The 11,540-nt window shown below is 60.6% G+C and carries 12 protein-coding genes; 9 read left to right on the top strand and 3 right to left on the bottom strand.

From position 1 onward, the window contains the following. The first annotated feature begins 56 nt into the window (after positions 1-56). Positions 57-2,195 (top strand): sodium-translocating pyrophosphatase, encoded by a 2,139-nt coding sequence (locus AC244Q_RS06390; protein ID WP_012756898.1) that lies wholly within the window; start codon positions 57-59, stop codon positions 2,193-2,195. A gap of 99 nt (positions 2,196-2,294) precedes the next feature. On the opposite strand, the gene AC244Q_RS06395 is transcribed toward AC244Q_RS06390, so the two are convergent. Further along, positions 2,295-2,828: an outer membrane protein assembly factor BamE gene (locus AC244Q_RS06395; RefSeq protein ID WP_012756899.1), complete on the bottom strand. Its 534-nt coding sequence runs from the start codon at positions 2,826-2,828 to the stop codon at positions 2,295-2,297. A gap of 138 nt (positions 2,829-2,966) precedes the next feature. On the opposite strand from AC244Q_RS06395, the gene AC244Q_RS06400 reads away from it, so the two are divergent. From AC244Q_RS06400 to AC244Q_RS06425, 6 genes are all read left to right on the top strand, one after another. After that, a complete protein-coding gene (locus tag AC244Q_RS06400) occupies positions 2,967-3,608 on the top strand; it encodes a ubiquinol-cytochrome C chaperone family protein (RefSeq protein ID WP_128405775.1) in 642 nt (213 codons plus the stop codon). Between the two features lie 11 nt (positions 3,609-3,619). Then, entirely contained in the window at positions 3,620-4,174 is a 555-nt protein-coding gene (locus AC244Q_RS06405) for a YceD family protein (RefSeq protein WP_012756901.1), read from the top strand. A 98-nt stretch (positions 4,175-4,272) separates the two neighbouring features. Further along, a complete protein-coding gene (gene plsX, locus AC244Q_RS06410; RefSeq protein ID WP_012756902.1) occupies positions 4,273-5,319 on the top strand; it encodes a phosphate acyltransferase PlsX in 1,047 nt (348 codons plus the stop codon). A gap of 20 nt (positions 5,320-5,339) precedes the next feature. Beyond that, positions 5,340-6,311 (top strand): beta-ketoacyl-ACP synthase III, encoded by a 972-nt coding sequence (locus AC244Q_RS06415; protein WP_012756903.1) that lies wholly within the window; start codon positions 5,340-5,342, stop codon positions 6,309-6,311. A gap of 105 nt (positions 6,312-6,416) precedes the next feature. Then, on the top strand, positions 6,417-6,755 hold the full coding sequence (locus tag AC244Q_RS06420) for an integration host factor subunit alpha (RefSeq protein ID WP_003558352.1): 339 nt from the start codon (positions 6,417-6,419) through the stop codon (positions 6,753-6,755). Positions 6,756-6,906: 151 nt separating this feature from the next. Next, positions 6,907-7,446: a MerR family transcriptional regulator gene (locus tag AC244Q_RS06425; protein ID WP_012756904.1), complete on the top strand. Its 540-nt coding sequence runs from the start codon at positions 6,907-6,909 to the stop codon at positions 7,444-7,446. Positions 7,447-7,455: 9 nt separating this feature from the next. Here AC244Q_RS06425 and AC244Q_RS06430 read toward each other — a convergent pair whose 3' ends face one another. Beyond that, the gene (locus tag AC244Q_RS06430) at positions 7,456-7,803 is read right to left on the bottom strand and encodes a response regulator (protein WP_017993577.1); all 348 of its coding nucleotides are present in this window, start codon (positions 7,801-7,803) and stop codon (positions 7,456-7,458) included. Between the two features lie 373 nt (positions 7,804-8,176). Between AC244Q_RS06430 and AC244Q_RS06435 the strand changes: the two genes are divergently transcribed. Continuing rightward, positions 8,177-9,823, top strand: coding sequence for an ATP-binding protein (locus tag AC244Q_RS06435; protein WP_128405776.1), 1,647 nt, complete (start codon positions 8,177-8,179; stop codon positions 9,821-9,823). A 39-nt stretch (positions 9,824-9,862) separates the two neighbouring features. Here AC244Q_RS06435 and AC244Q_RS06440 read toward each other — a convergent pair whose 3' ends face one another. Beyond that, the gene (locus AC244Q_RS06440; RefSeq protein WP_012756907.1) at positions 9,863-10,177 is read right to left on the bottom strand and encodes a DUF1236 domain-containing protein; all 315 of its coding nucleotides are present in this window, start codon (positions 10,175-10,177) and stop codon (positions 9,863-9,865) included. 324 nt (positions 10,178-10,501) lie between these two features. Between AC244Q_RS06440 and bcsN the strand changes: the two genes are divergently transcribed. After that, positions 10,502-11,482 carry a cellulose biosynthesis protein BcsN gene (bcsN, locus tag AC244Q_RS06445; protein ID WP_128405777.1) on the top strand — a complete coding sequence of 327 codons (981 nt, stop codon included), beginning with the start codon at positions 10,502-10,504 and terminating at the stop codon, positions 11,480-11,482. The last annotated feature ends 58 nt before the right edge of the window (positions 11,483-11,540 follow it).

Raw genomic sequence — 11,540 nt, forward strand, 5'->3', positions numbered from 1 at the left:
GGCGGCGTATCTGCCGGAGAAGGAGTGATCTCCGGCCTATGGGAGGAAAGAGCGAAATGACGATTCTTTTATGCGTAATCGCATGCGGTCTGCTCTCGGTGGTTTATGCCGCCTGGGCAACCCGGTCGGTGCTTGCCGCCGATCAGGGCAATAGCCGCATGCAGGAGATCGCGGGCTATATCCGCGAAGGCGCTCAAGCCTATCTGACGCGCCAGTACAGAACCATTGCCATTGTCGGCGTTGTTGTTTTCATTTTAGCCTGGCTGCTTCTTTCCGGCGAGGCCGCGATCGGCTTCCTGATTGGCGCCGTGCTTTCCGGTGCTGCTGGTTTCATCGGCATGCACGTCTCCGTCCGCGCCAATGTGCGCACCGCCCAGGCGGCTTCCGTCAGCCTTTCCGCCGGCCTCGACATCGCCTTCAAGTCGGGTGCGATCACCGGCATGCTGGTGGCCGGCCTGGCGCTGCTCGGCGTCTCCATCTACTATACGGTATTGACCATCGGGCTCGGCCATGAGAGCGGCTCGCGCGAAGTCATCGATGCGCTGGTGGCGCTCGGCTTCGGCGCGTCGCTGATCTCGATCTTTGCCCGTCTCGGCGGCGGCATCTTCACCAAGGGCGCCGATGTCGGCGGCGATCTCGTCGGCAAGGTCGAGGCCGGCATTCCCGAGGACGATCCGCGCAACCCGGCAACGATCGCCGATAACGTCGGCGACAATGTCGGCGACTGCGCCGGCATGGCCGCCGACCTTTTCGAGACCTACGCGGTCTCTGTCGTCGCCACCATGGTTCTCGCCGCGATATTCTTTGCCGGCGCGCCGATCCTCCAGTCGGCGATGGTCTATCCGCTGGCGATCTGCGGTGCCTGCATCATCACCTCGATCATCGGCACTTTCTTCGTCAAACTCGGCTCGAACGGCTCGATCATGGGCGCTCTCTACAAGGGCTTGATCGTAACCGGTCTGCTGTCGATCGTCGGCCTTGGTGCTGCCACCTCGCTCACCATCGGCTGGGGATCGATCGGTTCCGTCGGAGGCGCCGATATATCCGGCACGCACCTCTTCCTCTGCGGCATCGTCGGCCTTGTCGTCACTGCGCTGATCGTGGTGATCACCGAATACTACACCGGCACCGGCAAGCGTCCGGTCAATTCGATCGCCCAGGCCTCGGTCACCGGTCACGGCACCAACGTCATCCAGGGCCTGGCCGTTTCGCTGGAATCGACGGCCTTGCCTGCCATCGTCATCGTTGGTGGCATTCTTGCCACCTATCAGCTCGGCGGCCTGTTCGGCACCGGCATTGCGGTCACGGCCATGCTCGGCATCGCCGGAATGATCGTCGCGCTCGACGCGTTCGGACCGGTAACGGACAATGCCGGCGGTATCGCCGAAATGGCGCATCTGCCGCCGGAGGTGCGCAAATCCACCGATGCGCTTGATGCCGTCGGCAATACGACCAAAGCAGTCACCAAGGGCTACGCCATCGGTTCTGCCGGTCTCGGCGCTCTGGTTCTCTTCGCGGCCTACTCTTACGACCTCAAATATTTTGCGGCGAATGGCGACAAGTTCCCATATTTTGCCGGCATCGGCGAAATTTCCTTCGATCTTTCCAACCCTTACGTGGTGGCGGGATTGATCTTTGGAGGTCTCATTCCCTACCTCTTCGGTGGCATCGCCATGACCGCCGTCGGCCGTGCAGCCGGCGCGATCGTCGAGGAAGTCCGCCGTCAGTTCAAGGAAAAGCCCGGCATCATGCAGGGCACGGAAAAGCCGGATTACGGCAGGGCGGTCGACATTCTGACCAAGGCCGCCATCCGTGAGATGATCGTGCCGTCGCTGCTGCCGGTGCTGGCGCCGATCGTCGTCTATTTCGGCGTGCTTCTCATCTCCGGCTCCAAGGCCTCCGCCTTTGCCGCCCTCGGCGCATCGCTGCTCGGCGTCATTATCAACGGCCTCTTCGTCGCCATCTCGATGACATCAGGCGGCGGCGCCTGGGACAACGCCAAGAAGAGCTTCGAAGACGGTTTCGTCGACAAGGACGGCGTGCGTCACATGAAGGGTTCGGATGCGCACAAGGCCTCCGTCACCGGCGATACCGTCGGCGATCCCTACAAGGATACCGCCGGCCCCGCCGTCAACCCGGCGATCAAGATCACCAACATCGTCGCGCTGCTGCTGCTCGCCGTTCTCGCCGGATAAACAACGCCGCCGGCTTGGCACACTTCAAGCTGGCGCAGCGACGACCATTAAAAAACCCGCCGGAGCGATCCGGCGGGTTTTCGTATGAGGCGTGTCCGATCAGCGCAGGCTGCTTGGGTTCTGCGGCGTGCCGCCGGCGCCACCGCCGAACAGGCTGCGGGCAGCACTTGCGGCGCTGCCGCCGGAAAGCATCTGTTGCAGGAAGGTGAGTTCCTTGCCGCCGGTCGGCGTGACGCGTCCGATCGTGTCGAACACCTTGCCGTCCTGCAGCGCATAGTTGGCGCGGCGGCTGACGACGCCGTCCTTGTCGAAATAGATCGCCAGAACGCTTTGATCGACGACCTTCAGCTTCTGGAAGGCGACCGCACGCGTGCGCCGCTGCGAGATGTAGTAGAAGACTTCGCCGTCGAAGGTCGCCGTCGTCGACGGGGTGCCGAGCGAAAGCAGCACCTGCTCGCGGCTGGAGCCTTCCGGAACGAGGTTCAGCGACTGCTGGTCGGCGACGTAGCCGCCGTTGAGAACGGTGCTGGTCTGGCAACCGGAGAGAGCGGTAGTGGAGGCAATTATGAGGGCAATGGCCGCATTGCTGAAGAATTTCATGTCAGACTTGAAATACCGTTTCTTCAACGACATCTACTCCCTGTGAGTGTCGATAGCAGCCATTCTGGGCCTTGCACGCTTTACCTCCTGCAAAACCATTGTGGCCATTCCGGGTCGAATTTCCCGAATTCGCTTCGCTGACGCGTCGAAGGCGTCGTCCCGAAACTGGCCATGATCGGCATTGCAATTCGCGCCTGCTTCGGTAAACCAGCTTTCGAAATCATGCAACAAGGCCAAACGCCAGCCGGCATGAAGAATGAGGCATTTCCGGAAAAAACAATGATCCTCGGGCTCTTCCGCAAGAAAAACAACAATCAAGCGATCGTCGACAGGCAATATGCGGCGTTGACGGCGGCCGCGCGCATGCCGGAACTCTACGAGCGCCTCAATGTGCCGGATACGGTCATGGGCCGTTTCGAGATGCTGTCGATTGCCATGATTCTGTTTTTTCGCCGCACCCGTGCTTCCGCCACCAGCGGCCAGGAGATCGCCCAGGAGATCGTCGACGCTTTCTTCCAGGATATCGACTATTCGATCCGGGAACTCGGCATCGGCGACAACAGCGTGCCGAAGCGCATGAAGAAGCTCGCCGGCATGTTTTACGGCCGGCTCGAAGCCTATTCGAAGGCGATGGACACAGGCGATGCCGAAGCCCTCGCTCTTGCCCTTCAGCGCAATATCTACCCCGAAACCTCGGCGCCGGCCGATATGTCCGGTCTCGCCGGATGGATGATGGTTGCAGAATCGCATCTGTCCGCCGCGGCCGAAGAGGTAATCGCCACCGGTTCGGCAACGCTCCCGCCGGTCAGCTGAAGGAGGAAACGATGCAGAATGATCGGGACGGTGTTCCCTTCTCCTATCACGTCAAGGTCGGCCATATCTCGGCCAACCCCGTCGAGGTCCATGTCGAAGCCGACGCCAGCGAACTGAAGGCGTTGGCCCGGACCTGGAATGTCGTCTCCGTCGACGATCTCAGCGCCGATCTGCAGATTGCCCGCTGGAAGCGCGACGGCGTGCGCATCAAGGGCCGGGTGAAGGCGAAGATCGTCCAGTCCTGCGTCGTGACGCTGGAACCGGTCGAATCCGCCATCGACGAGAGCTTCGAGCAGATCTTCGTGCCGGAGGGCTCCAAGCTTGCCCGTCAGGCCGGCAACGACGCCGGCGAGATGCTGCTCGATCCAGACGGTCCCGATCTGCCCGAAAACTTTGTCGGCGATACGATCGACGCCGGCGAGGTGGTTGCCGAATTCGCCGCGCTCGCGATCGATCCCTATCCGCGCAAGCAGGGTATAGAATTCTCCGGCCACGTCGAAGACAGCGGCGAGGACGACAAAAAGCCTTCCGCTTTCGCAGCTCTCAAGGACTGGAAAAAGGACTGAAGCCCCTCTGGCATTTGACACAATTCAGTTGTAAGCGACGCCAAAACCGGTATTTTGGCCGAAATTTCGCCCTCGGCGAAAAGAAGGATCAGGGACGCGTGATCAGAATATCTCTCGACCTCATGGGTGGCGACTTTGGTCCCCAGGTTGTCATCCCCGGCGCCGCCAAGGCGTTGGATCGGCATCCGGATATTTCCTTCGTTCTCTACGGTCTCAAGGAACAGTGCGATCCGGTTCTCGCCAAATTTCCGAAACTCAAGGAAAAATCGATCTTTCACGACTGCGAGCTTGCCGTCGCCATGGATGAGAAGCCGAGCCAGGCGCTGCGCCGAGGCCGCTACATCTCCACCATGTGGCGCTCGATCGAGGCGGTGAAGACGGGGGAGGCCGATGTCGCGGTCTCGGCCGGCAATACCGGCGCACTGATGGCGATGGCGAAATTCTGTCTGCGCACCATGGCCAATATCGAGCGTCCGGCGATTGCCGCGATCTGGCCGACGCTGAAGGGTGAGAGCATCGTGCTCGATGTCGGCGCGACGATCGGCGCCGATGCGCAGCAGCTGATGGATTTTGCCCTGATGGGCGGCGCCATGGCGCGCGCGCTTTTCGAAGTCGAACGTCCGACGGTTGGCCTTCTCAACGTCGGCGTCGAGGAGATGAAAGGCCAGGAGGAGGTCAAGGAGGCAGGCCGGCTGTTGCGCGAGGCAAACATCGACTCGCTCGAATATTCCGGCTTCGTCGAGGGCAACGACCTTGGTAAGGGTACGGTCGACGTCGTCGTCACCGAAGGATTCTCCGGCAACATCGCGCTCAAGACCGCCGAAGGCACCGCCAAGCAGATCGGCGAATATCTGCGGGCCGCCATGTCGCGCACGCTGCTCGCCCGTATCGGCTACCTCTTCGCCAAAAGCGCCTTCGACATGCTTCGCGAGAAGCTCGATCCGAGCAAGGTCAATGGCGGCGTGTTTCTCGGCCTGAACGGCATCGTCATCAAGAGCCATGGCGGGGCGAATGCCGAAGGCATCGCAGCCGCCATCGAAGTCGGCTACGACATGGCCAAGAACGGCCTCAATCAGAAAATAGAAAACGATCTTAAGAAATATCATGCCAAGCGGCTGCCCCCGATGGGCCCGGAAGCGGCATGAGCGATGGGGTTCAATCAAAGATGATCCGTTCAGTGGTTCGCGGGTTCGGAGCCGCACTTCCGAAGCGCGTGATGACCAATCGTGACATGGAGGCCATCGTCGACACATCCGACGAATGGATCGTCCAGCGCACCGGCATCCGCCAGCGTTATGTCGCCGGCGATGACGAAACGACGGCGTCGCTCGGCGAGGCCGCCGCACGCGCAGCGCTTGCCAATGGCGGCCTGACACCTGCCGATATCGATCTTGTCATCTGTGCCACCTCGACACCGGACAACACGTTTCCGGCCACGTCGGTCAACATCCAGAACCGGCTCGGCATGAGTCACGGCTTCGCCTTCGACGTCCAGGCCGTCTGCACCGGTTTCGTCTATGCGGTGACGACCGCGGATGCCTATATCCGCGGCGGCCTGGCAAAGCGCGTTCTCGTCATCGGCGCCGAAACTTTTTCGCGCATTCTCGACTGGAACGACCGTACCACCTGCGTGCTTTTCGGCGACGGCGCCGGCGCGATCATACTCGAAGCGACCGAAGGCGAGGGAACCGTTAGCGATCGCGGCGTGCTGACCGCGCATCTGCGTTCCGACGGCTCGCACAAGGAAAAGCTCTATGTCGATGGCGGACCGTCGACCACCGGCACTGTCGGCAAGCTGCGCATGGAAGGTCGCGAGGTCTTCAAATACGCCGTCGGCATGATCACCGATGTCATTCAGGCGGCTTTCGATTCGACCGGCACCACTGCCGATGACCTCGACTGGCTGGTGCCCCACCAGGCCAATCGCCGCATTATCGACGGTTCGGCGAAAAAGCTGAACATCGATGCCGCGAAGGTGGTCATCACCGTCGACCTGCACGGCAATACGTCGGCCGCCTCGATCCCGTTGGCACTTGCGACTGCTGCCGGCGACGGCCGCATCAAGAAGGGCGACCTGGTGATGCTCGAAGCGATGGGTGGCGGCTTTACCTGGGGTGCGGTTCTGCTGCGCTGGTAGGCACGAATCCTAAAAAACTGGCGGCGAACAAGAGCTTGACCGTAAGGCGCAAGACAAATACTCTTCGTGCGATTTCACAAAATATTTTGTATGGGCGGGGAAACCATGACCGGAAAAACAGTGACGCGAGCAGACCTGGCGGAATCCGTTTTCCGAAAGGTTGGGCTTTCCCGGACCGAATCTGCCGAACTTGTGGAAACCGTCATCGACGAGATCTGCAACGCCATCGTGCGTGGTGAAACCGTCAAGCTTTCCTCCTTCGCCACCTTCCAGGTGCGCGACAAGAACGAGCGGATCGGCCGCAACCCGAAGACCGGCGAGGAGGTTCCGATTTCCCCCCGCCGGGTCATGACCTTCAAGGCGTCGAACGTGTTGAAGACGCGCATCCTCAAGTCGCATGTCGCTCGCAAGATCAAGCTGAAGCCGCAGAATCCGGCTCCCTGATAATTGGCTTTCCGTTTCGGAAACGGCTTTTTTTCTCCCTCGCACTCTCCATCCTTGTGCGCAACGTCAAGACATGACTTGAATTGTCGGCGCCAAACCGTTGAAATATGATGAGTCGCCGTAGGATCGAGCCGCGAGGTCGCGTAACAGCATGACGTTGGACAAGAGCCCCGATGCCTTTCGCACCATCAGCGAAGTCGCAGACGATCTTGATCTGCCGCAGCATGTGCTGCGCTTCTGGGAGACGCGTTTTCCCCAGATAAAGCCGATGAAGCGCGGCGGCGGCCGTCGCTACTACCGGCCGGAAGATGTCGATCTCCTCAAGGGCATCCGGCATTTGCTCTATGATCACGGCTATACGATCAAGGGTGTGCAGAAGCTTCTGAAGACCAACGGCAACAAGTTCGTCATATCGGTCGGTCACGGCGACCTCGCCAGCGTCGAGGCGCTAGCGTCGGGCGTGCAGGACACGGGTGCCGGGGAACCGCGCGTCGGCTTGGCCGACGAAGACCAGATCGTCGGCCGCGCCAAGCCGCCGATCACCCGCCGGTTCTTCAATTTCGTCGCCGGAGATGACGAGCAGGAAGTCTCGATCGGCAAATCGAGTGTTGGCAAGGAAGACAGAGCGCTGCTGCAGGAGGCGCTCTATGACCTCCTGGAATGCAAGCGTCTGCTCGATCAGGTGCGCTGAACAGGAACGTCAAGCTTCGGTAAGCCGCTTCATCGCCTGTTCGAGTTCGCTGAGCTGGAAGGGTTTTTGCAGCACAGGCAGCGTGCTTGGGCTGCTGCCTTCAGGTGCGGTACCGTATCCCGTCGCATAGAGATAGGGTTTGCCGCGTTCATCGAGCAGCTTTGCGACCGGCAGCGAACTCTGCCCTGCAAGTGAGACGTCGAGAATTGCAGCGTCGAACTCCGTATCCCTGGCGGTTGTCAGCGCCCGTTCCAGATCGGGCGCGCTCGCGCAGACCCGGTAGCCCAGATCGGCGAGCATGTCCTCGAGCAGCATGGCAATCAGCGTATCGTCTTCGACGATGAATATGTCTTTCATGATCCGGTTCACCCATTGCCCCCTTGCTAAAGCATGTCGCGCAAATTGTGCGCGGTTTTGCGATAACGACATGCGTAAAAACAAAGACCTAAAGCCCGAGGAGCGAATCTGAAAGATTGCGACACGCTTAGGCATGGAGGTTTATGTGGACTGCTTGCACGGCTCGTCAAGACGCCGTGGTCGGCAGTGCGAGAAACAGCATATTGCCGGTTGAAATTCGATGTGCAAAAGCTGGAATGCCGTCTTTGCAACGGCTCCTGCATAATTCCATAAATCGGAATCGATTTATGGAAAAAATTACGCGGAATTCAAAGTGTTGCAGCGTCTTTTGCGGCTCTCGAAAGACGCGCGGCGCTGTAAGAAGGGGTGTCGGATGGATTTGCTGAGTGCCACGGATTGGCTGCGTCACAGGCCGGGTTATACATATCCGCTGGCCATTGCCTTCGTTGGCCTGACGTTTCTTCTGAGGCTTGCCGCCAGCGACACTCTCTCCGGATTTCCCTTTCTGAGCTTCCTTCCGGCGATATTGCTCGCGAGTTTCATAGGCGGCGCCGGGCCGGGCTTTGTCGCGACCTTGATTGCCGGTTTCATTGTCCAGCAGTTTTTCGTCGAGCCGCATAATGTTTTCTGGCCGGCCAGCGCCGGCCAATGGGTCGGCCTTTCCACCTATCTTATCAATGCCGTGATCATCGTTGGCCTGATGGAGATGATCATCATCGCCCATGGCAGGCAAAGCCGCCTTCGCAGTGAACTGAACAGCTTCAACACGCGCCTCGAACAGACAGTGGTCCAGCGCACTGCCGAGCTCAGGCACGAGATGGAAGAGAATGCTGCCGCTCAGGCGCAGGTCCGCCAGTTGCAGAAGATGGAGACGATCGGCCAGCTGACCGGCGGCGTCGCCCATGATTTCAACAACATGCTGGCAATCATCATCGGCAATCTCGATCTCGCCCAGCGGCGCCTGACCGGCAGCGAGGATCCTCGCCTGCCATACTCCATCCAGAATGCCAGAGACGGGGCGCAGAGAGCGGCGGTGCTGACTGCGCGTCTTCTCGCCTTCTCGCGCCAGCAGCCGCTCGCCCCTGAGATGATCGACCTCAACAAGCTAGTCGGCGGCATGTCGGAGCTGCTGCGTCGCACGCTCGGTGAGCACATTCGGATCGAGACTGTGCTTGCCGGCGGCCTTTGGCCGAGCTTTGCCGATTTGAGCCAGCTCGAGAATGCCATCCTGAACCTTGCCGTCAACGCTCGCGATGCCATGCCGGGCGGCGGAAATCTGACGATCGAGACCGCCAATACCGAACTCGACGAGCGATATTCGCGCATGCATTCGGAGGTCGAGGCAGGCCAATATGTGATGATCAGCATCACCGACACCGGCACCGGCATGTCGCCGGAAGTGATCGAACGAGCCTTCGACCCGTTCTACACGACCAAAGGACCCGGTAACGGCACCGGTCTCGGCCTCAGCCAAGTTTACGGCTACGTCAAGCAGAGCGGCGGCCACATCAAGATCTATTCAGAGATCGACAGGGGCACGACGTTGAAGATCTATCTTCCCCGTCATGTCGGCGCGGCGGACGCCCGGTTGAATGTCGCCGGCGCCCAGCCGCTTCCTCAGGGCAGCGTCAAAGATACGATCCTGGTGGTGGAGGACGATGAGAACGTCCGCACCATGACCGCCGAAAGCCTGCATGAACTCGGTTACACCGTATTGCAGGCGGCTAGCGGCATGGAAGCGCTTATGCTTCTGGAGCAAAATGCGGCAGTCGACCTGATCTTCACCGATATCGTCATGCCGCAGATGAGCGGACGCCAGCTTGCCGATATCGTCCGGGAAAAATGGCCGGCGATCCGGATCCTCTATACGACCGGCTACACCCGCAATGCCATCGTTCACAATGGGGTGCTCGATCACGGCGTTTCCCTGCTTGCCAAGCCCTTCAGCCTCGAGCAGCTCGCCCACAAGATCCGCGAACTTCTGAATGTACCGGCGAGGATGGAAGATGAGAGGACGTGAAGCCGAAATACGGCCGCACGTCCATAGTTCAAGATCGGGTTATTCCAGGACCTGGATGATGCGATGCGTCTTCGGCTCGACGATCACGCGTCGCTCGTTGACGACGGTATAACCGTAGCCGTCAATATCAGGCACGGTATGCACTTCGACGGTATCGGGCAGCGTCGTGCCGACCGCGATGTCGCCTTCATAGACGACGGAAGGTGTGTTTTGCTCCATCACATAGGTGCGCACCTCGCCGGGCAATACGACTGAGCCGGTCGGTGCGGGATCGGTGACGATGACGGTGCTCTGCGCGAAGGCGGCAGAGCTGATGGTCAGCATGGCGGCCGCAGCCAGCATGGTCTTGCGCATTGGATTTCTCCTTTTCCTACCTAAGACATCAAGGCAACGCTGGCCATGCGGCATAGTTCCCCGCGGCTTTTCGCAACAGCAGTGACAGACGCAATGAGAGCATTTAAGTTGTTACTAAATTAATTTTTGCATCATACGGTTGATCTGCCTGAACAGCGTTCGAAAAGAGCCCAGATGGTGATGTTAGAGCTCGCTTGTTTACTTTTCGCTAACCATGTTGGACGTTTATTCTGAACGGACGACCAACCGGTCGTTGATTCGACGATCCGTCGCGTTTCGGCTTGCGAATGGATCTCTAGAAAGACGATTGCGGCGGCTCGAGACATGCGCTTGCGGAAAACAATATTGCTGGTGGCCGTGGCGGGCATGATGGCCGGCTGCACATCGACAGGCGGTGTGCGCCAGCCTTCCGCGCCGGAAACCGTGGCGCCTGAAAAGGCGCTGGTCCTGCCGCCGCCGGGCGGCCCGTCGATCGTCAGCGTCGTCGAGCGCAAGCGCGGCAACGGCGTCGAGCAGACGATCTCGCTGTTTACCTCATCCTCCGTGCCCGGTCAGAATTCCCTGAAGGTCCAGTTCTTCGGCGCTTCCGGGGCCAATCCCGGCGCCGGCAATGCCGGCTTCAGCAAGATCAATGAGAGCGGCATTGCCCGCGAGGTGGCCCGTTCGGCCCCCGGCGTGCCGATGGCGACGTCGGCGACCTTCCTGCAGAACGCCTATGGCCCCTTCGGTTATGCCTCCGGCCGCAGCCGTGCCGGCGACACCTGCGTCTATGCCTGGCAGCAGATCCGCTCGAGCACCAACGCCAATACCCAGGCGCGTAATTTCGGCATGATCCAGCTGCGCCTGCGCCTTTGCGATGCGAGAGCGAGCGAGCGCCAGTTGCTCGGCATCGTCTATGGCTACACCGTCACCGGCACCTTCGACGGCGAGGTCTGGAACCCTTACGGCAATCCGCCGCCCGCCGACGTGGCGCTCGGGCGCACCGGCGCACCGATCTATCCCGACGAGGGCGGTTATCGCGCCAGCCCGATGCCGATCGGCTACGAGCCGGCGCCTGCCGTTGTCGGCCGGCCGCGGGCCGCTGCCGTTCGCAGCGCCTGGACCGCACAACCAGCTCAAGGCGTCGCAGCGGTGCCGGCGCCTATCGGCCCGCGCGTGCCGCTGCCGGGAGAGGCGCCACTGACGAGCGCAAGGCCGGATGCGGCCGCCGCGCCAATCGAACAATCGGTAAGGGCGATCGGCGTCACCGTGCCTTCGCCGGACTGCATAGGCGACGCGGCCATGACGGCCGCCTGCCAGAGATAATGAGCATGCCCGCGGGCGCCAGATGATGCCCCGGTTGAGCAATTTCGAAGGAACGTCC

This window comes from Rhizobium sp. CB2179 (genome assembly GCF_057653455.1).